The organism is Microcoleus sp. ARI1-B5 (genome assembly GCF_036705795.1).
Lineage (GTDB): Bacteria > Cyanobacteriota > Cyanobacteriia > Cyanobacteriales > Microcoleaceae > Microcoleus.
In genome coordinates this window covers 104,735-129,734 of sequence record NZ_JAUBVK010000007.1, presented here as the reverse complement: position 1 = coordinate 129,734, position 25,000 = coordinate 104,735, and the positions used below count along the sequence as shown (strand labels likewise).

The following is a 25,000-nucleotide window of genomic DNA, read 5'->3' as shown; positions in this document are numbered from 1 at the left end:
CGACAGTTGGTTGCCGGGGCCGACAGTTGGTTGCGGGGGCCGACTGTCGGTTGCGGGGGCCGACTGTCGGTTGAAAACCCCTGTCTCATAGCTAAAGTCGTCTAAAGACGACTGAATAGCTGATATTAATTACGGTTGTATTTAATTATATGACCGCGCTAAACTATTGCAAAGTGCGGGGAATATTTAAAGTATGTCGTTAGTTGATTTAGCTAATACTAAAGTTAGGGTAATTGGATGCAGTGCGGTGATGGGTGTTGCGCCAATGATTGCCAGCGCGATCGCCAATCCGGGAGTGACTGCAGCATTGGGTATAATGGCCAATCCAACCGTTGGGGGCATTTCGATTTTAGCAACGATCGCCGGCGGTATAGCGGGGAATATTGCGGCTAACGATTTGGGGAATCGGATGGCCGAAAAGTTGGCAAAAAATCCGAATATTCTCGACAATCACGATTTGATTAAGGCGGCGGGTGAGGCGATCGGCTATATTTTGAAAGATGTTGCTAAGTCACCTCAGTTTATCGCACTAGCCCTTAGTAAAAATTCGTCTGCCAGGGATTTAGATAAATTAGCCGAGAAGACTCCTGAATATTGGCTGAACATTAACACACAAACGGCTGATTTGTCAAGGGGTTTAAATATTTCGGAAGACCAACTGACTCTGATTTTTTCGGCGGATGCTGCGGAGTTCGATCGAGTTACGGGATTGACACCGGAAGATTGGGCAAGATTCATCGGGGAATTCGCGGCCAGTGAGGGGAAATCTTTTGATGCAGAAATCGTGGAATTTGTGGCGCAAAGACTCTACGAAACATTTCCGAAGGCGTACCGGGAAGTGCTGAAACAAGATGCAGCCAAGGGAGGAGAAAAGTTTGCGGCGATGCTGTTGAATCTGCACCAAATTGCTTTGGCCCAACTCAAGGATTTGGGGCTGCAAAATGGGGAGATTCTGGGCAAGTTGGAGGCGGTGGCAACTGGGCAGCAGATTTGTCAAGTGATGGCGAAATTGGGATCGATGGAGATTGGCATCCGATCTGATTTGGCGCAGATTCGGGCATTGCTGGAAAGATATATCGATGCTGCTGCGCCGAGTTTGCCGATTTCCCTCAAATCCGAAACGATTATTCAGGACAGAATTAAAGACTTTACCGGTCGGAAATTTGTGTTTGAAGCAATTAACGAGTTTCTGAGGACAAATCGGAAAGGCTATTTTGTTTTGGAGGCGGAACCGGGAGTTGGGAAAAGCGCGATTATGGCAGCCTGTGTGGTGCTGCTGAAGCGACGCTGCGTTACTCATTTCAACTCGCAACCGGACGGGATTGTCAGCGCTAAAACTTTTTTGGAAAATGCTTGCATTCAGTTAATTGAAGGTTTTAATCTTAAGGATAAGTACCCGCGTCTGCCGGAAAATGCCCTGGAAAACGGCAACTTTCTAGGCAGGTTGCTGGGGGAAGTTAGCGCTAAGTTGGGCAGCAAAAAGTTGATTTTTGTGGTGGATGCGCTGGATGAAGTTGATTTGAAGGAGCAAACTAGCGGTAGCAATGTCCTTTATTTGCCTAATGATTTGCCCGATAACGTTTACTTTATTGTCTCGAAGCGGCCGGAATTGCTGCCTATGCCGGAAAATGACAATTACCTTTTGTTTGATTTGATGCAGCACAGCGCAGAAAGTGTGGAAGATGTCAAGGCTTATATTCACAACTTCGCTAAAAATTCGGCGGGGATTGAGAATTGGATTAAGCCTCAAAATTTAAGTCTGGAACAGTTTGTGAGGGTGCTTGCTGAAAGAAGCAAGAACAATTTTATGTATTTGCGCTACGTGTTGAAGGAGATTAACAGCGGCACGTATCGGGATGTGAATTTGAACGATTTGCCTGCGGGTTTGGAGAAATATTATTACAAGCATCTGGATCGGATGGATGTAAAAGATAAAGAGTCGCGCCGTCGCAAGCTCAAAGTCATTTATGTGTTGAGCAGAACTCGCAAGCCTGTATCCTGCGAGTTGTTGGCAAATTTTGCTAAGGAAGATGAATTAGATGTGCAGGATGTGTTGGATGGGTGGGAGGGATTTGTGCGGCGCAGCAGCGAGAATCCCCCGAAATACAGTATTTATCATGCTAGTTTTCAAAGATTTCTCCACAGTCAGGAGGCGGTCAAAAAAGCTGGAGTGTCTCTGTCAGATATAGACGACGATTTGGAAGATGATATGTGGGGAGATTTGTACGGCGATGGGTAAGTTAAAAGATGGGTTGGCAAGAATCTCGGCGGAAAAGCAGAGTTATACGCTGGAAACTCTGCCGAGTTCGCTAGCAGAGAGAAGTAAAGGGCAACGTTTGCATCAGTTGTTAACTGATTTCGATTTCATTGAGGCGAAACTGGAATTGTTGGGGGTACAAGCGCTAATTGATGATTACGATTTGGCGAAAAATTCTGATGTGTTGCTGTCGGAAGAGCAAAGTCAAACTCTGAGATTGATTCAAGCGGCAATTCGGAAGTCGGCGCACGTTGTGGAGAAAGATAAAACTCAGCTTGCAGTACATTTGTGGAGTCGGTTGGTGGATTTTGAAACACCTGAAATTCAGGGGGTCGTGAAACAAGCTAAGCAGTCGAGAAATAGTTCCTGCCTGTGGCCTTTGAAGCCTAATCTAGAAAGGGCAAATGAGGGTGCGCTGCGGACGCTTGTCGCTCATACTTCCTTGGTATTTGCAGTGGCGATCGCACCGGACGGCAAAACCGCGATTTCCGCTTCATGGGATAACACCCTGAAAATCTGGGACACCGAGACAGGCCGGGAACTGAAAACTTTGACCGGTCATAGTAAGTCGGTATGGGCAGTGGCGATCGCACCGGATGGAAAAACCGCGATTTCCGCATCAAGGGATAAAACGCTGAAAATCTGGGACACCGAGACAGGCCGGGAGCTGAAAACTCTCACGGGTCATAGTGACAGGGTAAATGCAGTGGCGCTCGCGCCGGACGGTAAAATAGCGATTTCGGCTTCATGTGATAAAACCATGAAAATCTGGGACACCGAGACAGGCCGGGAACTGAAAACTCTCACGGGTCATAGTGAATCGGTATTTGCAGTGGCGATCGCAGCCGACGGAAAAACAGCGATTTCGGCTTCATGTGATAAAACCATGAAAATCTGGGACACCGAGACAGGCCGGGAACTGAAAACTTTCACCGGTCCTAGTGAGTATGGAACAGCAGTGGCGCTCGCAGCCGACGGAAAAACAGTGATTTCCGCTTCCGAGAATAATACTCTGAAAATCTGGGACACCGAGACAGGCCGGGAACTGAAAACTTTCACCGGTCATAGTGAGTATGTAACAGCAGTGACGATCGCACCCGACGGAAAAACAGTGATTTCCGCTTCCAACGATGAAACCCTGAAAATCTGGGACACCGAGACAGGCCGGGAACTACAAACTCTCACGGGTCATAGTTCCGGGGTAAATGCCGTGGCGATCGCACCCAACGGCAAAACAGCGATTTCCGCATCAAGGGATAAAACGCTGAAAATCTGGGACACCGAGACAGGCCGGGAACTGAAAACTCTCACGGGTCATAGTTCCAATGTAACAGCAGTGGCGATCGCACCCGACGGTAAAACAGCGATTTCGGCTTCATATGATAAAACGCTGAAAATCTGGGACACCGAGACAGGCCGGGAAATGAAAACTCTCACGGGTCATAGTAAGTGGGTAAATGCTGTTGCGATCGCGCCGGACGGTAAAATAGCGATTTCGGCTTCCGAGGATGAAACCCTGAAAATCTGGGACACCGAAACAGGCCGGAAACTGAAAACTCTCACGAATCATAGTTTCTGGGTAAAGGCAGTGGCGATCGCACCCGACGGTAAAATAGCGATTTCGGCTTCATATGATAAAACCATGAAAATCTGGGACACCGAGACAGGCCGGGAACTGAAAACTCTCACGGGTCATAGTAACGGGGTACTAGCAGTGGCGATCGCACCCGACGGAAAAACAGCGATTTCCGCTTCCGATGATAGAACCCTGAAAGTCTGGGATTTGCTCACAGGTAAAGAGGTTGCTAGTTTCAGCGGAGAAGGTGCGTTTTCTGGCTGTGCTTTTGCGCCTGATGGAGTGACAGTTGTAGCCGGCGAAGCGTCGGGCCGGGTGCATTTCCTGCGTTTGGAGGGAATGGGGGATTTGGGCGATGCTGCTGGGCTAAATAATCCCGTTTCTTTGTTTTACAGTGGTTTAGCGTTGGCAAAACAAGGGCAGTATGAAGCCGCCCTAGCAAAATTAACTGAAGTTGCAGAAATGAGGCCGGATGCGCCGATCGTTTGTTTGCTAGAACGATGTCAGATTTTGTATGAATTAGAGCGTTATGCAGAAGCTGTTGCCAGTCTCGACCAAGCAAAAAAAATAGCAGGCAAAGACCGCAATTTTTGGTTTTGCCAAGGCTTTGCACAAATGAAGTGCGACAATCAAGAAGCAGCCCGAGAAAGCTGGGATTTTGCAATTAACATTCAGCCCTATGACTGGGATTTTTGGTGGGAAAAAGCCAAGACCCTATTCAATTCAGAACGCTACGAGCAAGCGATTTGCTGTCTTGATTTAGCGATTAAAATCGAACAAAATAAAGCCTATTTATGGTATTCCCGCGGTGTCGTCCTGCAAAAAAACGGACGCGCTGAGGAGGCAATCTCCAGCCACGATCGCGCTTTAGAATTGCAGCCTGATGATGCTGACATCTTGGCTCATCGAGCTTATTGTTTATTAAAATTAGGTCGTCATGAGGAGGCAATGGCTAATTGCGATAAAGCTTTACAAATAGATCCAAATTGTACAGGTGCTTATTATAATAAAGCTTGCTATTGGGCATTGCAGAATCAGATTGAGTTAGCGCTGGAAAATTTGCAGCGCGCGATTGAGTTGAAACCGGAAAGATGTCGAGAATTGGCAAAAACTGATAGCGATTTTGATGGGATTCGCGGCGATGTTCGGTTTCAGGAGTTGTTGGGAAAGGGAGTTACCGAAAATTAGGACAGGGCAGTGCCCAGTGTCAATTTAAGGTCAAACGTACTCATAGATTGCTGTTTACCGCTGAGGCCAGATCCCCCCTAGCCCCCCTTAAGAAAGGGGGGGACAAGAAGCGCTCAAAGTCCCCCTTCTTAAGGGGGATTTAGGGGGATCTGGCCTCAGCGATCGACGACAGATACAAAAGGTTTTAGTGGAAACGGGCGATTCCCTACGGGATAGCTACGCGCGCACTTTTGGGCAAACGGCCGATCGCTCTTTTGGGATAGGGAAACGGCACCGCCCTGTCCTCTTTTGCCGTTATGATGTTGAAAATTTGATAAACAGGACTCACGCATTTTTCCCAAAGAAACCGGGTTTTTTACCTAATTTGTGGGCGACAACGAAAGAATTTGCTAAAAAACCCGGTTTCTGAGCACCGGTGCGTCCAGGACTGATAAATTAATGACAGATAAAATCGATCGACCTTACGCAACAGTAATACTCGCGATCAGCGCTGACGGTAAAATTGCGGATGCAGTACGATCGCCCGCGAGATTCGGTTCTGCCAACGACAAAGCCCACCTCGAACAACAAGTCGCAGCAAGCGACGGCGTTTTGTTCGGCAACGGCACTTTACAGGCTTATGGAACGACGATGCGAGTAATTTCGCCGGAATTGCTCAAACAGCGGGAACTCGCAGGGAAGCCCCCACAACCCGTGCAAATCGTGTGTTCGCCATCGCCCAAATTTGACCCAAACTTGCGATTTTTCCAGCAACCGGTGCCTCGATGGCTGCTGACTGCGGAAGGGGAAGATGGGGAGAGGGGGAGAGGGGGAGAGGGGGAGAGTCAAACTCCAACTAATTCGCCTCTTCTTTCTTCCTCATTCCTTCTTCCTTCTAAGTTCGATCGCACAATCTATGCTAAAACCGCAGGTGGAGAGATTGATTGGATTGATGCGTTTCAACAGCTAGCCAGCTTGGGTATCAAACGGTTGGCGATTCTGGGCGGGGGGAAACTAATAGCGTCTGTGCTGGCTGCGGGCTTGGTAGACGAACTTTGGCTGACGGTGTGCCCGTTAATTTTGGGCGGCGCGGATGCACCCACTCCTGTTGAGGGGAAAGGTTTTTTGGCGGATTTTGCTCCGAAATTGGAGCTTTTGGCGGTAAAACAGGTGGGACAAGAGGTGTTTTTGCATTATAAGGTCGATCGAACTAACTGAAGCTCAAACGTACTCCCAGACTAGGGTTTGACGATTAAGGCCTCCGATCCCCCCTAGCCCCCCTTCTTAAGGGGGGGACAAGAGGTACTCAAAGTCCCCCTTCCGATCAAAGTCGACCCCTACTCCCCTTCTTAAGGGGGATGCGAGGGGGATCAGGTTTCGGACAAAAGCGAGATTTGTCAGGTTTCAAGATTCAGTTGACAACAATTGCCACTCAGCTTTCCCAGCGATCGAATAATTGTATTAACTTAAATGAAGTTCGATCGCTCTACGCACAAATCTCCCTATGCTGGAACAGCCAAAAACTCAATATTCTGTAGCCTGGATTAGCAAAATAGGCGAAATCCCGCAAGCCTCGTGGGATGCCTTGGCGATGCCGCTAAAAACTCCATTTCTGGAATGGGATTGGCTTAACAATCTCGAAACCTCCGGTAGTGCGACAGGTAAAACCGGCTGGCTGCCGCATCACTTGACTGTGTGGCGAGACAAACAGTTGATTGCTTGCGCCCCGCTTTATGTCAAAAGCCACAGCTACGGCGAATTTGTGTTTGACAATCAGTGGGCCGATTTAGCTCAGCGTTTGGGTGTAAAATATTATCCGAAGTTGATGGGAATGACGCCGTTTACTCCCGCTGAAGGCTATCGGTTTTTGATTGCGCCGGGGGAAGATGAGGATGAGTTAACGGGAGTAATGGTAAGCGCGATCGACCATTTTTGCGATCGCCACAATATCTCCGGCTGCAATTTCCTGTATGTCGATCCGGCATGGCGGCAGCGCATGGAAAAACACGGTTTCAGCACTTGGCTGCACCACAGCTATATTTGGCAAAATCAAGGCTATCAAAATTTTGACGGTTATTTAGGCGCATTTAATGCCAACCAGCGCCGCAATATCAAACGCGAACGAAAAGCCGTTGACAAAGCGGGATTGTTGGTAAAAACGCTGACGGGCGATGAAATTCCCCAACCGATGTTTGGTCAAATGTATGCTTTTTATGAGAATACTTGCGATAAATTTGGTTGGTGGGGCAGCAAGTATCTGACTAAGCGGTTTTTTGAACAGTTGCACCACAATTACCGCGATCGCGTTTTGTTTGTAGCCGCCTACGACAAGGAAGATGACAGACAGCCTGTGGGTATGTCGTTTTGTTTGTATAAGGGCGATCGACTTTACGGGCGTTATTGGGGCAGTTTGCAGGAAATCGACTGCTTGCACTTCGATGCTTGTTATTATACGCCGATCGAATGGGCGATCGATCGCGGCATCCAAACTTTCGATCCTGGTGCGGGCGGGCGGCACAAAAAACGGCGCGGTTTTCCTGCGATGCCCAACTACAGTCTGCACAGATTTTACAACAACCGTCTGGCGCAAATTCTTAAGTCTTATATCGGTCAAATTAATGAAAGGGAACAGGAGGAAATTGATTTAGTCAATCAGGATTTGCCGTTCGATCGGGATGATTCTTGATGATTGATAATATGTAATTACTCGTTCCCACGCAGAGCCGGGGAACGCAGATCACTCTTGAAGAGCCTCCTCTTTCCCGGCGAGGCAGAGCAAGAGTGATATCGGTTCCCAGGCAGAGCCTAGGAACCAGTTATTTTTCTATTTCATCTGTAGGGAAACGGCACTGCCGTGTCCTCTATTTCTCTATTTCATTTGGTAGAAAGTCAGACATTAGACATTGGACATTGGATATCTTTAAGAGTAATAACCAATGACTAATGACTAATGACGGCAGGACTAATGACCAATGACTAATGACCAATGACTAATTCAAAAATACTCTCCCGTCTTCTTGAATTTCCAGCGATTTTGTATCAGCGCCCAAGTCAGTTGTCGCGCCAAAACTGACTTGCAACATTCCCGGCATCGCCGTGGCTTGCGGCCGAACCAGCATCAATCCGCCGTCTGGGCGCTGGTAAGTGAGGGTGATTGGCACTTTGATGTTTGTGAGCAAAATTTCCGATTGTTCGCCCAGAGTACGCGGTTGAGTAACGCCTACGACTTGATAATTGATGAGGGCATTGGTGGTATTCACCAGTTTAATTACTACCATGCCCTCTGTCGGCGTAACTCGCGCACTCGGCATCGGGAAGCGGGGAGGCGCGTCTGCTGATGGAGAGGGCATCCCGTTGGGGCTGGGACTCACAGCGGGACTCGGTTCGCCCACGGGCTTTCCTGTTCCCGGAGTGGCTGCGGGACTCGGTTGGGAAACGGGTTTTCCTTGTTGGGGCGGCGGGCCGCCTGCTTGGGAAAGTGTCGCCAGACTGACGAGTACACACCCGCAGGTGGCTGCTAGCAAGCTGATTTTTTTCAACGGTAGATTGTGGCGAAACATAAATAACTCCTCACAAGTTCGATCGAGATTTCCAACAAAGTTTATGTTAATCTATGCCCGAATTGAATTTTAATAGCTGAGTTTGGGCCAGAGGTAGAAATGATCGGGGTTTGAGGGATAGATTTTTTGGATGAACCGCAGAGGGCGCAGAGGACACAGAGGAAGAGAGGTTTAGAGGCGGATTTCTGCTGATTTGTGGGCGGGGAGGGTGACGGTAACAGCAGTTCCCCGATCGACTTGGCTGTCAATGCGGATTTGGCCGCGGTGATTTTCGACAATGGCTTTGGCGATAGCTAATCCCAAACCGGAACCGGCGGCGCTGCGGTGGGTGCGGGCGGGATCGGCGCGGTAGAATCGATCGAACAAATGCGGTAGCGCTTCTGCGGAAATGCCGATGCCGGTGTCTGTTACTTTGATTTGCAGTGCAGGATTTAACATCGGCGAATTTCTTTTGTTTTTAGCTGCAAGCTGCAATTCTACTTCAATTTCGCCGCCAGAGGGCGTGTACTGCACGGCGTTGCTGACGAGATTGGTAAACAGTCGCGCTAGTTGATCCCAGTCGCCTAAGACTGTAAAGTTATCCTCAGCGTCGGGCGAATCGACAATTTCGAGGGAAAGAGACAGATTTTGGGTAGTCGCGATCGCCAGTTGTTCTTCAATTACCTCCATCAACAAAGCATCCAGAGGAACATCCACCCACTGCTGCTGGACGATTCCGCTGTCTTGTCTGGCTAAAAACAGCAAATCGTCAACCAACCGCCCCAAACGGCGCGTCAGGCGTTCGATAACCTGTAGCTGTTGGTGTTGCTGCGGTTCGATATCCGGTTCCGCCAAAGCTACTTGGACGTTAGTTTGAATAGTGGCGATCGGATTTCTGAGTTCGTGGGAAGCATCGGCCGTAAACTGTTTGAGACGCCCGTAAGATTCCCGCACAGGTGCGATCGCCAATCCCGAAAGCAACCAGCCAATAGCCGCCACGCAAATTAAAGTTAAACCCGCACCCAAAATCAAATCAAAAATTAATTGTCGGATCGGTTTTGTCACTTCAAACCAAGGATGGCTGACTCGCAAATATCCCAAAACTTGGCGGCCGATTTCCACACGCTGCGTAACTTGTCTGAGAGAATAGTTTTGATCCGACTGCAACTTATTGTTAATTACCCAAACCGTTTCGCCCGTGCGGTTAGCGTGAATCGGAACATTCAGCGGTTCCGACAAAGTAGACCACAGCAACTCCCCCGTAGGACTGAACCATTCTAAATCAATGTGGTCGTCTTCTACAGCATCGCTGCTGTCTCGAAAACTCGCTTGAATATTAACTTGCAACTTAGTTTGATCTCCCCTACTCGGGGAAGCTAGCGGTTCGATCACGAGAGTTCGCTCGACTATTTCCACAACGTGATTGAGAGTGTCATCGATGCGATCGATTAAAGTATTGCGAACGTAGAAATAGAAACCCGTGGCGAATACAAGTAACAATACAGCAGTAACAGCAGTGTACCAAATAGCAAGGCGGCGGCGGGTAGCTTGAAACATATTGCGAAGGAAGAAGGAAGAAGGAAGAGGGAAGAAGGAAGAGGGAAGAGAAGAGCGAGATCATCTTCAAGCGATGCTGAACTAATAATCATTAAGTAACTATTAACGAACCATTCACAACTATAACGTTCTTCTCTTCTTCTCTTCCTTCGTGTCCTTCGCGTCTTCGCGGTTCGTCAAAAAAGCCTTGTTTGCAAATCATCCAAAAAAATCTCTAACAACTTTCGATTATTGATACTTCAGATAGATGTGGAGGTAGCTGTCTGTCTGGTAGCGTACAGGCTAAACTTTTTAGGTAAACGCCTGTGAATAGATTTTTATTCCGATTCGCGATCGGCTTATTAATGGCATTTTTTGGGGCAATCACCTATTTTACCAGCAACGTACAAAATCCTGTAACTGGAGAGAAACAGCGGGTGCAGCTTTCTCCGCGCCAAGAGGTGGTTTTGGGATTGGAGGCGCGAGACAAAATGGCGGCTCAATACGGCGGGCTTTATCCCAGCCAGAGTATTCAGCAATATGTCGATCGAGTAGGAGAACGAGTTGTCAACGGTTCGGAGGCGAAAAAAGCGGGTTATCCGTTTCAATTCCACCTGCTGCGAGATCCCCAAACTGTCAATGCTTTTGCTCTCCCGGGCGGACAAGTTTTCATTACCGCCGGACTGCTGCGGCGGCTGAATTCCGAGGCTCAGTTGGCCGCTGTACTGGGGCACGAAAGCGGTCACGTTGTGGGGCGCCACGCTGCGGAACACCTTGCAAAACAGCAGTTGGGCAGGTCTTTGGTAACGGCGGTTGGGGTGGCTGCTAGCGACGATCGCGGTGGCGGACAACAAGCAGCATTAATTGCTCAAGCTGTCAATCAAGTTGTTAGTTTGCGGTACGGTAGAGCAGATGAACTTGAGAGCGATCGCCTCGGTTTTCGGTTTATGACCGAAGCGGGTTACGATCCTAGAGGTATTGTTGAGGTGATGCAAATTCTCGGTTCTGCTAGGAATGGCGAAGCGCCGCCGGAGTTTTTGAGTTCTCACCCGAACCCTGAAAACCGAGTAGAAAAGTTGCAAGCTTTAATCGCGCAAAATTTCCCTAACGGTGTTCCAGCTAATTTAGTTTCTGGACGCGAAGAGTTTGCTAAGAATGTCTCGGGCGGTTAGCTATTGTTGCGTCTGGATTTACAAAAATTATTGCTAAAGGCGGATGGAAGTTCGGGTGTGAGTTGGCACGATCGACTTAATGAGCGATCGACCAATTTGAAAGTTAAGAACCATGATGCAATCTTGGATGATTATCGGCGGCGTGACTTTCTCAGTCGCCTTCGGCACTCTATTTTTCAAACTCCGCGATATTAACTGGGCGGTCAAACTTCAAAGACCAAACTGGATGTTTTTTGAGCCTGCGATTCCGTTAATTTGGACTGTGATTTTTGCGATGGGGGCCGGTAGCGCTACCCTCGTGTGGGAACGCGATCCGGGAAGTCTCACAACTTGGCTGCTGATGGCTTTGTACTTGCTTTTAGAAATTGTCACAGTTGCTTATATTCCCGCGACTCTCAGAGCGAAAAGTCTGAAAGTAGGGACAATTTTGGGGGGCGTTGGCGAGATTTTGGGAGTTGTGCTGCTGCTGGCTGTTTTGCCGATTTCTCAAACTGCGGCTTTGTTACTCTTACCTTACGCGATTTGGGGTGCGATCGGCACTTATACTACTTGGGAAATGATTCAGTTAAACCCGGAAGCTGCATAATATAACGACAGCAAGAAGACGCAAAGAACGCGAAGTCAGAAAAAAGCGAGAGAATCTTGAAACGATTCGGAAATAATAACCATTAAGTAGCTCTCAACCAACTATTCATAAATATAACGCTCTTCTCTTCTCTTCCTTCGCATCTTCGCGTCTTCTTGCTTTCGTTTTTAATAATACCAAATAGGTGCAGCCCAGTTAACCGAACCGATCGAGTGAGGAAATCCGCTTGACACCGCGTCCGCATTTGATGAGAAAATAAATGAATTAAACTGCTTAAAATTAAAGGATGACAGTTATCAATGGCAATTAAAGACCAGCCCCAACCGCCTCGTTTTAGGCAAATTAGCAATGTCTTGTTATTGCTATCAAGCTTATTTCTGCTGGCAAATATCTTTTTGCCCAATTTGTTCGGGCCGCAAATTCCGCAAGTTCCTTACAGCTTGTTCGTCCACCAAGTTCAAGAACAAGATGTAGTGCGAGCTTCGGTAGGCCAAAATGAAATTCGCTACCAACTTAAAGGCGAAGCGGACAAACCCGGTCAAGTGCTGTCAACTACGCCGATTTTTGACCTGGAACTTCCTAAACTTTTGGAAGAAAAAGGCGTTGAATTTGCGGCAACTCCCCCAGCTAAAAATGGCTGGATCGGCAGTGTTTTAAGCTGGGTGGTTCCGCCGCTGATTTTTGTGGCGATTTTTCAATTTTTCATGAACCGGGGCGGTGGCGGGCCTCAGGGTGCGCTCTCGATCGGCAAAAGCAAAGCTAAGGTCTACGTAGAAGGCGAATCGGCTAAGATTACTTTTGCTGACGTGGCCGGAGTAGAAGAGGCTAAAACTGAATTAGTCGAAGTTGTGGAATTCCTGAAAACTCCCGACAAATTTACCGCAATTGGCGCGCGCATTCCGAAGGGCGTGCTGTTAGTCGGGCCTCCGGGAACTGGCAAAACTTTGTTAGCAAAGGCTGTGGCTGGTGAAGCTGGCGTGCCGTTTTTTAGCATCTCCGGTTCGGAGTTTGTGGAACTGTTTGTGGGTGTCGGTTCTGCGAGAGTCAGAGATTTATTCGAGCAGGCAAAAAAACAGGCTCCTTGTATTATTTTCATAGATGAATTGGATGCGATCGGCAAATCTCGCAGCAGCAACGGTATGTACGGCGGGAATGACGAACGCGAACAAACTCTCAATCAACTGTTAACTGAAATGGACGGTTTTGCTGTGGGTAATACTACGGTAATTGTCCTGGCTGCAACTAACCGCCCGGAAAGTTTGGATGCTGCTTTGTTGCGCCCGGGCCGTTTCGATCGCCAAGTTTTAGTCGATCGCCCGGATTTATCTGGCCGCGAAGCAATTTTGAACATTCACTCTCAAAAAGTCAAGTTGGGCCCGGATATTGACTTGAAGGCGATCGCCACTCGTACCCCCGGTTTTTCGGGCGCAGATTTGGCAAATTTGGTCAATGAAGCTGCCTTGCTGGCTGCGCGCAACAAGCGCCTCGCCATAGCGCAGGAAGACTTTTTTGAGGCGTTTGAGCGCGTTGTGGCTGGCTTGGAAAAGAAGAGCCGGGTGCTCAACGAGAAGGAGAAAAAGATTGTGGCTTACCACGAAGTCGGGCACGCGATGGTTGGGGCTGCGATGACTGGCGGCGGCGAAGTTGCGAAAATCTCGATCGTCCCGCGCGGTATGGCTGCATTGGGTTACACGTTACAGGTTCCGACTGAAGACCGTTTCTTGTTGGATGAGTCGGAGTTGCGCGGTCAGATTGCTACACTGTTGGGTGGGCGATCGGCTGAGGAAGTGGTGTTTGGTAGCATCACCACCGGCGCCTCGAATGACTTGCAAAGGGCCACAGATTTAGCTGAAAGAATGGTCACAACTTACGGTATGAGCAAGGTTTTGGGGCCTCTAGCTTACGATCGAGGCCAGCAGGCGATGTTCCTCAACGACGGTATGGGAAATGCCCGCCGCGCTGTCAGTGCCCAAACTGCTGAGGCGATCGACCAAGAAGTCAAAGAAATTGTCGAAACGGCGCACCAGCAAGCCTTAAATATTCTCAAGGAAAATCGAGAGTTGTTAGAAACAATTACCTCGCAACTTTTGGAAACTGAGGTGATTGAAGGTGAGAAACTGCACGACTTCCTGACTCAAGTAAAGCCTGTAGATAAGGTTGCGGCGGTTGTTTAAAATGGTTTAATAGGACTTACGCATCAGAGTCCAGAAACCGGGTTTTTACTGAGAAGACTCGCGATAGGTGAGAGGTTCGGAAAAAACCCGGTTTCTTTGTCGGAGTGGCAGCGCAGAAACCGGGTTTTTGCTGAGAAGACGCGCTGTAGGCGACCGATTCTGAAAAAACCCGGTTTCTCGATCGGAGTGCGTAACTCCTGTTAAATTAAACCGTTTTAGAGATAATTCAGTTTCAAATTTGCTCAGGATTTATCCCCATTTCTCGCAGTTTTTCAGAAAGGCGATCGGCTTTTTGCTGTGCTAACTCTTTCTCCTGTCTTTCTTGTTCCATTTGTCTTGACAACTCCACATAAGATAAAAACTTCAGTCCGTCGGGACGATAAATTTCCAAGTCTCCAGATGTAGTTTCAAAACGGATTTCCATGCGCGGACTTACCCAACCTTCCATTGATTCAATATAGTTGAGTTCTCCGTCACTTCGCAGCCAACCCATTAACTCATTATCCTCTGGATCGTAGACATAATATTCTTCGACTCCATAATTCTCGTAAAACTTAAACAGCTTAAACATTGCTGTCATGCGGTTGCCGGGGGAGATGATTTCAAAGACAACTTGCGGCGCAATGTTATCTTCCAGCCACTGCTGGTAGGAACCTCTGTCGCCTTTGGGTCTGCCAAAGACTACCATAGTATCAGGTGCTTGGCGAGTTTTGTTATCTCCTTCGACGGGATACCACAGCAAATCACCTGCTACAAAGACATTTTCGTTGTCTTTGAATAAAGCATCTATTCCGCCTTGAATTTTTACGATCAATTGGAACTGTTTGGTATTGTCAGACATGGGTTTTCCGTCGCTGTCTGGGTAGATGATTTCTGGCAAGGTTTGAGTAGGAATTGTTGCGGTCATGGGATGACTCCATTGCTAGCAGCATCAATTTATATTTTATATCTATTTTATACGACTTACGCATTGGGCATAGAAACCGCGTTTTTATTGATATTGGTGCAACATCTCAGTTACAACCCTTTGATATACTGCTTCAGTACAGGTGACAAACTATAAAAACTTCCTTCTTTTTCTATCAAGCAGCGCCGCGATAAAGATTGGAGCGCGTTGAGTAAATCAGATGATGATATTTGTCCTTTTTCTAGCAATTTTGCTAGGTTGACTGGCTGGTTTTCCCTAGCCAACAATGACATAACTTGTTTTTCTTGTTCGGAAGTGCGATCGAACTGCTGCTGTAAAACATCTTTCAAATCTTCCGGTAACAATATGGTATCATCTAGTAATAACTCAGTCACGCCGATTCCCAACTCTTCAATCAGATTCGCCACGCTTTTTAACCATAGGGGATTACCTTGGTAGCGGTGAATGAGTGTTTCAGTGTTGTCGCTTTCTTCTAACCCGTACTCTCTGAGAATTTCCCGTCCGGGTGCGATATCTAAACCCGCGAGTTGTAAGGTACGGATGGGTTTATTTTGGCTTTTAACTTGAGTCACTTCTCTCGGTTGTTCCCAACCGATTAACATAAAGCAGCTTTGATGGGAGATTTTTTCTATTTGTTTGAATAAAGAGCGAGATTCTTCGTACTCTGGTTTATATTTTCCTGCCAATTCCCCACTACAGAAAAGGTTGTGAACGTCATCCAAGACTACTAAACAGCGATGGTTTTGTAAATACTTAATTAGTGGTAAGCGTTTCTGGTTTGTTGCGGGTGAATCTAGCTTTTCTGATTGCGAGAAAAGTTGTATTAGTTTATGTTCAAATTCATCAGGGGTGTAGGATGCGTCGATGCTGCACCAAATGACGCATTCAAATTCATCTTTTATTTGCTGTACGAGTTGCACTGCTAAGGATGTTTTGCCGATGCCGCTGATGCCTGTGAGGGCTATGAGGCGGCTGTTTTGTTGTAGAATCCAGGTGGTGAGGGTGTGGAGTTCGGAAGTGCGCGAGTAGAAATCACCCAATTCCGGCATCTCGCTTAAATCTTGATGTAGAGTTTTGGTTTGTTGTGGGTTAGCTGTTTCCTGATTTGGTGGGTGTGAGTTTGTTAGATCGGGCGGGTGTCTAGCTTCTCCACAAATGTTAAAATTACCGATGGCTACAACGTCACCTTGTGCAAAGTTTGAAGAATTAGAGACTTGGAACCTCTTAATGGCCGAGCGAAAATTCTTTTTATTAACATCTTCTCCCAACTCTTCTGAAAGTATCTGCCATAATTCCATTCCTACCTCTCTAACACGATCCTCTGATCTATTAACCGCCTTGGCAATTTCTTTGTAGCCTTCATCTTCCCATGTTCCGCGCAGAATCGTCTCTTGCAAGTCATTGAGGTGCTTACCTGTTCTAGCAAATACCAAATCTTCTGCGAGTTTTAGCACTTCTTTAAGGTTCATACATTCGGATAGATGTCAAGGTTGGTTGTATTGTACCCAACATTTACTCACATTTCCCAACATTTACCCACATTTCCCGATTTTCGCTAGGGTCATCAACTGCAAAAGTCCCGATAATTACCAAACTTTTTGCAAGCGGAAAAAGAAAAGTTAAGTGCTAGTATAGAGCGAGAGCCACTTTACTCCCTTGGGAACTTTAGGCACATGGATTAACTTAAAAATTTACTAAAAGGTCAGTAGGATGAAGAACAGGCTAATCGTCAAAATTCTCAAGGAAGGCGACCAAGTTTTGAATGTCTCACACATTGGCGAAGAGATTCACATAGTTGTGCGGAAACAAAACGAGGAAGTTTTTGTTTACTCCGTATTCCGCGATCAAAATGGACAGCCTAAACTGTCTAAAGCACCAGAGATTACCATCACTCATGGAGATGATGAAGTTGAAGCATGGGCAACCGATGCTAGTGGTCAAGAATTATTGTCTATAACTGCTTAATGAGGTGAGTAATGGGTAAGAAGTCTCTTAAAATAACAGTTAACGGTTTATCTGATGAGAACTACGCCGATGTTGCTAATGGGATAGTTAAGACAGTCAAGTCAGTTGCTCCAAATAGCGATATCTCAATTCTGGGGGCAAGCCCAGAAACATTTAAGGGTTCATCCAACAAGGAAATCGAGGGTAAGTAACGTGGCAAGTCACAAACGATCCAAGGAACACTTGAAGGCACAGAAGGCTGTCAAACAGAGGGATGGTAACGAATGTGAAATTTGCGGTAAAGTCCCGCAGATCGCAAATGGACACCATGTTATTGCTTACAGTGATGGTGGTCCGGCGGATTTGAAGAATATGATGACACTTTGCCCAGAGTGCCACAGGGCTTACCACAATGGAGAAATACCAGTCGATATTTGGCGATTTTGAATACAACGTCAAGCTTGCCTACTGTTCTCCAAGATACCTATAACAATTGAGAAACCTCAGTTTTTGTTGCTGAGGTTTTTATTTTTATTTATGGCATTGTATCGCACCTCTACCTGCATCCCATTTGAGAAAGTCTTTTCTTTTCGCTTCCTCATCCCGCTCCATCGCTGCAATAGATTTTTTAAACTTTTATACCCATTCTTGACTGACTTCATACTGTAATTCATCTTTAATCATGGTTCCTACCTCATTACATCTATCGCGATAATTCCTTTTATTCGTCTTTCCATCGTACCACAGCTATCATTATAAACAAACAGAAACCCGGTTGCTTCAAACCACCGGGTTTCTCAATATTGTTTCTGCATTTTCGATCGCTTAAATTCCGGGCACGTAGGCCATAACTGGAGTACCTTGCTGCTGCTGCGCGAGCGTCAAAAGCCGCTGAATTCGCTCTTCGGTAGGCGGGTGAGTGCGGAAAAGTGACTGCAAACCTTGAGTCGAAAAAGGATTCACAATCAACAGCGGCGACATCGCCGGATTGCCGTGCATCGGAATTTCCCTGCCGATTTTTTCCAACTTTTGCAGCGCGTTTGCTAAACCGATCGGGTTATTGGTAATTTCCACCGCACCGCTATCGGCTGCAAATTCCCTCGTCCGAGAAATCGCCAATTGAATTACGGTTGCTGATAGCGGTGCTAAAATGATTAAAAACAGCAAACCAAAGGGATTTGGGCCTTGTCTGCTGTCCCGCGTCACCGGCCCGTAAAGCGCTCCAAAAGTCAGTATTCGCCCGACAAATGTAATTGCACCGGCGATTGTTCCTGCAACGGCTTGGGTGAGGGTGTCGCGGTTGCGGATGTGGGTTAGTTCGTGGGCTAAAACGCCTTCTAATTCTTCGCGAGAAAGTAGAGTGATGATTCCTTGAGTAACTGCTATTGTCGCGTGTTCCGGGTCTCTTCCTGTGGCGAAAGCGTTGGGAGATTGGGTGGGAACTACAAATATTTTCGGTACCGGAATTTCGGCTTTTTCGCTCAGCGATGCTACAATGTCGTAGAGTTCGGGAGCTTCGCTGCGGGCGATCGGCTGAGCGCGGTAAGCCATTAAAGCGGCCGTGTCCGAATAGTACCAAGAGCTAAAACTTGAGAAGGCGGCTAGCGCTAAACCGATGTAAAGTCCTTGCTCGTTGCCGATTAAGTAATAACTTCCTAAAACGAGCAGGCCGCTTAGCAGTCCTAACAGAGCGGCTGTTCTGAGTTGATTTGTTCCTAGCATGGGGGGTTGAGGGCGATCGATATTTTGATATTTTTGAGCTTGTAATTAGATTTTCATATTTGCGGGCGCGATCGTATCTATCTGTCGAAGTAACTCGGGCGGCCAATAGTAGTATTTACCGCCCATCATCTCGCATTCACCTGCGTTGCTCTGCGTACCCTTCCCGAAGGCGAAGCGCCTACATCTGCTGTTGAAAAAGCTATGAAGTAGGGTGCGGATATGTCAGATTTTTGATGAGAATGGGGGATTTGTGAGGCGGCGCACCTGACTATTGTGTGGTGCGGATATATCAGATGTACGATCTGCTTTTGGGATTTTTGATGGATCCGCACCCTAGCGGGACTAAAAAAAATTCCCTGACGCACACTACAGTGAGTTAGCTAAATAAGTTTTTTATTATATGATATAACATCGATCGACTGCAAAAAATTACGAGGTTTCAACTATAAAGATTGTGGTCGGGGTCTAGCCAAACAATATAAAAAATATTTTCACTAAAAAATCCATGCACCCTACCGTATTCATTAGCAGATATTTGAAACTGGTAGGGAATATTGACTAGCTCATCTTCATTGGGAATTCCGAAACCATTAGGTTCAGTTGTATCTTGCCATGCTATGCCATGACAGCGCAGGCTTTTACTCTGATTATTGATGATTTCTTGAGAATTCAATTGTGATAAATCCCGCAGCCTTCTCAAGAGAGACGCTAGATATCTCGAATCTCGGCCTGCTAGTGAAAATTTATCTTTGTCATCCTGATAGTACCTGAAAGAAAAACTCACTCCTTCGGGTATTTTTACATCTTGACGCTTGATACTAGATAAGGATGGCTGGCGGCGTATATCTGCCTTTTTAGGTTTCTTCGATGACACGGGTTTTGTAAAATTCTTTCATTAATTCTTTCGTAATAATAGCATGAGAAGGTTCATCTTTTGGCAAGTTACCTCTAGCCTTAATCCAAGGGTCTTCGCGTCGTACCATCAATTCCAGCTCGTAAGCATCGCAAAAAAAATACTCATCGGATAATTCGTCCAAAAATTCTTGTACTTCTTCCGGAAACTCGGGTTTTTCGACTTCTTTGAGAATTGGCTTAAACCCAAATTGTTCTTTGTATTCATAAAATAAAGCCGGGATAGTCGGCCCGTGCACCCAGGCTTCAAAATCCTCCTCAAAAAGCGGTGTATCTTCAAAGGCTAGATACCATGCTTGGGCGTAGTACAAAAGTTTTTGGAGCTTGTGGTTGCTGAGGTAGGAGCCTACGTCATTGGCAAACCAAATGTAGTAATCTGCTAGTTGGGAGGCTGTTGTTACTGTAGTTATTGTGGTCATATAATTTGAGTCAATAAGTTTGGGATTCTATGATATCATACATTACAGCCGTAGGGTGGGGATACATCAACAATCTTCAAGAAAGAGCAACAATCTAATAGATCCGCACCTGTTCTTTTCAAGAGCTGAGGAAAGAAACCCCACACTTGTTTTCTGAACTATTCTGTAAGGTGCGTCGAGAAAGAAATTGTCGATCGCATTTAGGGACTTTTCATGGCGACACACCCTACAAATACTGTGGCTCAAGAGGCGGTAGAGTCGCAAGATATCACATTTCCAGGCAGAGCCTGGAAACGAGATTAATGCACTGATAGCACGCAAAGAAACCGGGTTTTTACCTAATCTATCGACTGCGACGAAACATATTCGTAAAAAACCCGGTTTCGGACTCACATTGCATGCAAAGAAACCGGGTTTTTAGCTAATCTCTCGACTCCGACGAAAGATATTCGTAAAAAACCCGGTTTCTGATTACGCCTCCAGATGAGTGTAAATCTTAAACTACTTGTACTTGTTTTTCTGCAAGGGAAGCTATAAGCGCTTTTTGCTGGGCCTGTTGAGCTTCGTCAGCCAAAAACTCGGCTAATTGAGCTTCGATTTCATCCCGCACAATTTGGCGGTATTCGAGGAAATGCTCGTTGTGGGCGCACACTGTTAAATAGTGATCCCAAACTGCGGGATTGCGCTTGAGAATGCTGAACAAATGATGCCAGAACTTCCACCGAGTTGAACGCTTGACTCCTTGGCGCCACACTACAGTTAGCAGCGCTCGCAAGTCGATCCAACTGGGGACTCTTGATGGTATATTTGCTGTAGGTGCACCTAACATCAAGAAGTGGCGGTAGGTGCGGTCTAAGTATTTCTCAGCATCGTACACATCAGAAAATGCTTGGACATATTCCCTGGCGATGTCTTCTAGCGGCCGCGTGGGAATGAAGTTCATTAATGTAGTCTGATTCAAATTGCCGGATTTGTCGCGCAATCTGCCTTCTTTTGCTAGTCGGTGCGATAATGCAGTGTGCGGCAAAGCTTGCAGCATTCCAAAGGTTGTACTGGGAATTGCTGCTGCTTCGGCGAAGTTGACGATGCGCTGGCCTGCACCGGGTTTTTCGCCGTCGAATCCGATGATGAATCCGGCCATGACTCGCAAACCGGATTTGGCAATTAATTCTACTGATTCGATGAGGGAATTGCGCGTGTTTTGGAATTTTTTGGTCATTTGCAGGCTTTCTTCGTCGGGGGTTTCAATTCCTAGGAATACTGCATTGAAATGACATTTCACCATCATATCCATCAATTCTTGGTCTTGGGCTAAGTCGATGGATGCTTCTGTGTTGAAGTTGAAGGGGAATTTGTGTTCTATTTGCCAAACTTCTAACTCTTTTAGCAACAGTTTGACGCTGCGTTTGTTGCCGATGAAGTTGTCGTCTACCATGAACACGCCGCGCCGCCAACCTAGGTTGTAGAGACAGTCTAGTTCTGCTATTAATTGTTTGGGTTCTTTGGTGCGCGGTTTGCGGCCGTAGAGGACGATGATGTCGCAGAATTCGCACTGGAAGGGACAGCCTCGCGAAAATTGAATCGACATTGAGTCGTAGGCGTCTAATTCGAGCAAGTCGAAGCGGGGAACTGGGGTTGTGGTAACATCGGGTTTTACGCCGTCCGATCGATAAATTCCGCTTTTTTCGCCGCGCCCTATTGCTTCGACAAACATCGGTAGGGTGATTTCGCCTTCGTCGAGAATCAGGTAATCTATGCCCGCTGCTTGGGGTTCTTCGGGTACGGAAGTCGGGTAAGGGCCGCCGCAAGCTACGGATTTACCGCGCCGTTTTGCTTCGCGGATGATGTCTAGCAAATCTTCTTTTTGGACAATCATGGCGGAGAGAATAACGAGCTCTGCCCATTCCCATTCTGCTTCTGTGATTTGTCTGATGTTGCGATCGACTAACTTAAATTCCCATTCTTGGGGTAGAATAGCTGCTACTGTGACCAAACCCAGCGGTGGAAGCAGCACTTTGCGATCGACTAATTCTAGGATTTTCTCGTAAGACCAAAATGTTTTCGGGAACAGGGGGTAAACTAGAAGAACTCGCATATTATGTTAAACCTCACATCAGTAAACAACTTGCGATCGGGCTTAGGGGCGTGAGAGTTCGATCGACTCTCAAGACTTAATGTTAAGGCTAAAATTACGATCTTGCGCGCGATCGCATATCTGGCGAGGGGCGACACCCCCTAATATAAACACAATGAGCGCCATTTTTAGCTTGCAGTTCCCTGTTAAAGTTGGCAAATGCTGATATCTTATCGTATTTGACCCTTGATTGGCGATCGTCCGATTTGAAAAGTGTAGGAATCAGGCAAAAAAGAATTTGAAACAGTAAATTACTCGTTTGGTGCGCAGTGCCCGCGCTACTGGGAATCTTTGCCGGGAATCCCGCTAGTCCTTAACATATCAGCAACTGTGCCGCAGTAACTCGGCATTCCGATGCTTTCGGGATTGACCAGATTTTGATAGGTAAAATGGCGGTAGCTGATGCAAAATCTATCCCAAGCAGCCACCTGAATTCGGAACAGCCAAATAAAGAAATCGGCCAGCCAAGGTGATAAAGTAATCCGAAAAAATATCTTTTTCTGCAAATACTTGCAAGCTTGTTCGACAACTTCGTTCGCGGTAATCGCCGGAGTTCCTAGTACAAAATGTCGCGGTTCCTCAGAAATCGGCGGATGTTCAACTAAATAATTAACTACTGTAGCAATATCTGCGCCGTGGATGAAGTGAAAACTTCCGTCTGCCTTCAGCCAGCGAATCAAACCTATCCATTTGGCGACAAGCGGCAGGCCGGATGAGAGGTGAGAAACGGGTTTTTCGGCGTCTCCTCCCAATACTAAGGTCGGGTAAAGTGCGGTAATTGGAGGCACATTTGTCAAGGTCGATAATTGCGTCATGCAATCGTATTTCGAGCGGATATAATCTGTCCCCAGTTCCCCGGCTTCGGCGAGCAAATTGTTGTCTCTACCGAGAATGCTGGCTGTTGAAAAGTAAATTATTTGTTGGCAAGTCTGGGGCGAAAGTAGTTGAATGAGGCGGAGGGTTTTGGTGACGTTGACATCAAAAACTTCTTGGGTTCCTCCCCAAGCTGTGGCTGCTAAAATTGCTACGTCTATTGTTTGCAGCAGTTCGGCAAATTGCTCGATATCTCTCATGTCGCCTTGTATGATATTGATGCCCGATCGCGCTTTCCAGTCAAATTTTAGCTTATCGGGGTTGCGAACTAATAGGTAGAGTTCGTGGTTTGTCTCTTGAATTAAAGTTTCGGTCATGTAGTGACCGATACAGCCACTTGCACCCGTTACAAAAATTTTTTTGGGGTTCATTTTGCCGCAGGGGAAGATGGGAGAGATGAGGGTTTTTTGAGTTGATGCTGAGGTCTGATCCCCCCTAGCCCCCCTTAATAAGGGGGGGACAAGAGTCCGATCAAAGTTCCCTTTCTTAAGCGGGGGACAAGAGTTTTCTCAAAGTCCCCCTTCTTAAGGGGGATTTAGGGGGATCTGGCTTTGGCTATAAACGAGAGTTTACTTGTTTACTCGTTTTACTCGTTTTACTCGTTACCAGGCAGGAGCCTGGTAACGCATATCAGGAGGAAGAGCCTCCATTTTCAAGAGCGAGGCAGAGCCTCTAGCTATGGGTTCCGCAGGCAGAGCGAAAGGAACCAGTTAATCGCAATCAAATCGAATTTAAGCGGTAACTGCGAGCAATTTGTCGGCTTGTTTTGCGGTTTCAAAGAAGAAACGCACGTTGTCTTCGGGAGTTCCCGGTAACACGCCGTGTCCTAAATTGAGGATGTGTCCGCGATCGCCCGCTTTGCGAATTGTATCAAGAATTCGATCGCGAATAAACGGTTGAGAACCAAACAACACGCCGGGATCGAGATTTCCCTGAACGTTCATGTTGGGGCCCAAACGCTTGCGCGCGTCGGCCATATCAACCGTCCAATCGACGCTGATGATATCGGCGCCGGATGTTGTCATGCGTTCGAGGAGGCCCGCGCTACCGGTGACTAATAGGATTAGCGGGGTGTCGGGATGGGTTTTTTTGACTTGCTCGAATACTTGTTTTTGGTAAGGTAGAGCGAAGGTGTCGTAGTCCTGCGGGGACAGTTGGCCGGCCCAGGAGTCGAACATTTGCACTACTTGCGCGCCGCAGTCGATTTGATAGCGCACGTAAACTGCGATCGCATCGGCGAATTTTGAGAGCAATTGATGCAGTAAAGTTGGATCGGAAAATGCCATGTTTTTGATGACGGCATAATCCTTAGAACCTTTGCCCTCAACGGCGTAGGCTGCTAGAGTCCAGGGCGCGCCGACAAAACCGAGTACGGTGGATTTGTTGCCGACTTCGGCGCGCAGGGATTTGAGAATTGTTTTGATAAAGGGCAAACTTTCTTCCGGGTTCAGCGGTTGCAGGTTGTCGATTTGCTGCTGAGTGCGGATGGGTGCGTGGATAATCGGGCCTTTACCTTCGGCGATGTCCATGTCGATGCCCAAACCGGGCATTGGGGTGACGATATCGGAAAACAAAATTACGCCGTCGGGTTGAAACGCGCGCCACGGCTGAAGGGAAACTTCGATCGCAACTTCGGGTATTTCGGAACGTTCGCGAAAGGATGGATACTTTTCTCGCAAATCTCGATAGGCTTTCATGTAGCGACCGGCTTGGCGCATCATCCACACGGGCGGGCGTTCTAGGGTTTCGCCGCGGGCTGCCCGCAACAGTAAGGGAACTTCATTTAATGCCGACATTTTAACTTGTCTCTACCTTAGATATTTCAATGCCTTTGGTAGCTTACCACTGTGCGATCGTCCTTTTTGACTAAATACTTATGTGTACAAATGTGTATTTTGCGATCGCCAAAGAAACTGAGATCGTGGCTAGAACTCGAATCTAGTGCTGGATGGACGGGTGGTCAGAAACCGGGTTTTTTGCGAAGATGATGCGTTGTTACTCGTAGATTAGCTGAAAAACCCGGTTTCTGCTGGTTGGAATTGCGATCGAACTCAGATTATT

The 25,000-nt window shown here is 47.1% G+C and carries 20 protein-coding genes; 10 read left to right on the top strand and 10 right to left on the bottom strand.

The window, feature by feature from the left end; all coding sequences use genetic code 11:
- Positions 1-193 precede the first annotated feature (193 nt).
- The 4 genes from QUB63_RS13655 to QUB63_RS13640 all read left to right on the top strand — a co-directional run bounded on the left by QUB63_RS13655 (position 194) and on the right by QUB63_RS13640 (position 7,686).
- The gene (locus QUB63_RS13655; protein WP_332945774.1) at positions 194-2,239 is read left to right on the top strand and encodes an ATP-binding protein; all 2,046 of its coding nucleotides are present in this window, start codon (positions 194-196) and stop codon (positions 2,237-2,239) included.
- Positions 2,232-5,021: a TPR end-of-group domain-containing protein gene (locus QUB63_RS13650; protein WP_332945773.1), complete on the top strand. Its 2,790-nt coding sequence runs from the start codon at positions 2,232-2,234 to the stop codon at positions 5,019-5,021. Before QUB63_RS13655 ends, QUB63_RS13650 begins: the two co-directional genes overlap by 8 nt.
- A 438-nt stretch (positions 5,022-5,459) precedes the next feature.
- A complete protein-coding gene (locus QUB63_RS13645; RefSeq protein WP_332945772.1) occupies positions 5,460-6,218 on the top strand; it encodes a RibD family protein in 759 nt (252 codons plus the stop codon).
- Positions 6,219-6,504: 286 nt separating this feature from the next.
- Positions 6,505-7,686, top strand: coding sequence for a GNAT family N-acetyltransferase (locus QUB63_RS13640; RefSeq protein WP_332945771.1), 1,182 nt, complete (start codon positions 6,505-6,507; stop codon positions 7,684-7,686).
- Between the two features lie 304 nt (positions 7,687-7,990).
- On the opposite strand, the gene QUB63_RS13635 is transcribed toward QUB63_RS13640, so the two are convergent.
- Together QUB63_RS13635 and QUB63_RS13630 are read right to left on the bottom strand one after the other, a co-directional pair.
- Entirely contained in the window at positions 7,991-8,560 is a 570-nt protein-coding gene (locus QUB63_RS13635; protein WP_332945770.1) for a hypothetical protein, read from the bottom strand.
- A gap of 171 nt (positions 8,561-8,731) precedes the next feature.
- On the bottom strand, positions 8,732-10,096 hold the full coding sequence (locus QUB63_RS13630) for a sensor histidine kinase (RefSeq protein WP_332945769.1): 1,365 nt from the start codon (positions 10,094-10,096) through the stop codon (positions 8,732-8,734).
- Between the two features lie 305 nt (positions 10,097-10,401).
- Between QUB63_RS13630 and QUB63_RS13625 the strand changes: the two genes are divergently transcribed.
- From QUB63_RS13625 to ftsH4, 3 genes are all read left to right on the top strand, one after another.
- The gene (locus QUB63_RS13625; RefSeq protein WP_332945768.1) at positions 10,402-11,247 is read left to right on the top strand and encodes a M48 family metalloprotease; all 846 of its coding nucleotides are present in this window, start codon (positions 10,402-10,404) and stop codon (positions 11,245-11,247) included.
- A 112-nt stretch (positions 11,248-11,359) separates the two neighbouring features.
- Positions 11,360-11,833: a TspO/MBR family protein gene (locus QUB63_RS13620; protein WP_332945766.1), complete on the top strand. Its 474-nt coding sequence runs from the start codon at positions 11,360-11,362 to the stop codon at positions 11,831-11,833.
- Positions 11,834-12,132: 299 nt separating this feature from the next.
- The gene (gene ftsH4 / locus QUB63_RS13615; RefSeq protein WP_332945764.1) at positions 12,133-14,007 is read left to right on the top strand and encodes an ATP-dependent zinc metalloprotease FtsH4; all 1,875 of its coding nucleotides are present in this window, start codon (positions 12,133-12,135) and stop codon (positions 14,005-14,007) included.
- A gap of 232 nt (positions 14,008-14,239) precedes the next feature.
- Here ftsH4 and QUB63_RS13610 read toward each other — a convergent pair whose 3' ends face one another.
- Positions 14,240-14,914: a Uma2 family endonuclease gene (locus tag QUB63_RS13610; RefSeq protein WP_332945763.1), complete on the bottom strand. Its 675-nt coding sequence runs from the start codon at positions 14,912-14,914 to the stop codon at positions 14,240-14,242.
- 110 nt (positions 14,915-15,024) lie between these two features.
- Positions 15,025-16,404, bottom strand: a complete 1,380-nt coding sequence (locus tag QUB63_RS13605; protein ID WP_332945761.1) for an NB-ARC domain-containing protein — start codon at positions 16,402-16,404, stop codon at positions 15,025-15,027.
- A 241-nt stretch (positions 16,405-16,645) separates the two neighbouring features.
- Between QUB63_RS13605 and QUB63_RS13600 the strand changes: the two genes are divergently transcribed.
- The 3 genes from QUB63_RS13600 to QUB63_RS13590 are packed head-to-tail and all read left to right on the top strand — an operon-like array spanning position 16,646 to position 17,326.
- The gene (locus QUB63_RS13600; RefSeq protein ID WP_332945760.1) at positions 16,646-16,900 is read left to right on the top strand and encodes a hypothetical protein; all 255 of its coding nucleotides are present in this window, start codon (positions 16,646-16,648) and stop codon (positions 16,898-16,900) included.
- Between the two features lie 11 nt (positions 16,901-16,911).
- Positions 16,912-17,091, top strand: a complete 180-nt coding sequence (locus tag QUB63_RS13595) for a hypothetical protein (RefSeq protein WP_332945759.1) — start codon at positions 16,912-16,914, stop codon at positions 17,089-17,091.
- A 1-nt stretch (position 17,092) separates the two neighbouring features.
- Positions 17,093-17,326 carry an HNH endonuclease gene (locus QUB63_RS13590; protein ID WP_332945758.1) on the top strand — a complete coding sequence of 78 codons (234 nt, stop codon included), beginning with the start codon at positions 17,093-17,095 and terminating at the stop codon, positions 17,324-17,326.
- Between the two features lie 378 nt (positions 17,327-17,704).
- Here QUB63_RS13590 and QUB63_RS13585 read toward each other — a convergent pair whose 3' ends face one another.
- From QUB63_RS13585 to hemE, 6 genes are all read right to left on the bottom strand, one after another.
- Complete coding sequence (locus QUB63_RS13585) at positions 17,705-18,601, bottom strand: M48 family metalloprotease (protein ID WP_332945756.1); 897 nt, start codon at positions 18,599-18,601, stop codon at positions 17,705-17,707.
- 439 nt (positions 18,602-19,040) lie between these two features.
- Entirely contained in the window at positions 19,041-19,475 is a 435-nt protein-coding gene (locus tag QUB63_RS13580; RefSeq protein ID WP_293257002.1) for a hypothetical protein, read from the bottom strand.
- Positions 19,456-19,932 (bottom strand): Panacea domain-containing protein, encoded by a 477-nt coding sequence (locus QUB63_RS13575; RefSeq protein WP_332945755.1) that lies wholly within the window; start codon positions 19,930-19,932, stop codon positions 19,456-19,458. Before QUB63_RS13575 ends, QUB63_RS13580 begins: the two co-directional genes overlap by 20 nt.
- A 496-nt stretch (positions 19,933-20,428) precedes the next feature.
- A complete protein-coding gene (locus tag QUB63_RS13570) occupies positions 20,429-22,027 on the bottom strand; it encodes a B12-binding domain-containing radical SAM protein (protein WP_332945754.1) in 1,599 nt (532 codons plus the stop codon).
- 317 nt (positions 22,028-22,344) lie between these two features.
- On the bottom strand, positions 22,345-23,310 hold the full coding sequence (locus tag QUB63_RS13565; RefSeq protein WP_332945753.1) for an NAD-dependent epimerase/dehydratase family protein: 966 nt from the start codon (positions 23,308-23,310) through the stop codon (positions 22,345-22,347).
- 360 nt (positions 23,311-23,670) lie between these two features.
- Positions 23,671-24,735 carry a uroporphyrinogen decarboxylase gene (hemE, locus tag QUB63_RS13560; protein WP_332945752.1) on the bottom strand — a complete coding sequence of 355 codons (1,065 nt, stop codon included), beginning with the start codon at positions 24,733-24,735 and terminating at the stop codon, positions 23,671-23,673.
- Positions 24,736-25,000 lie beyond the last annotated feature (265 nt).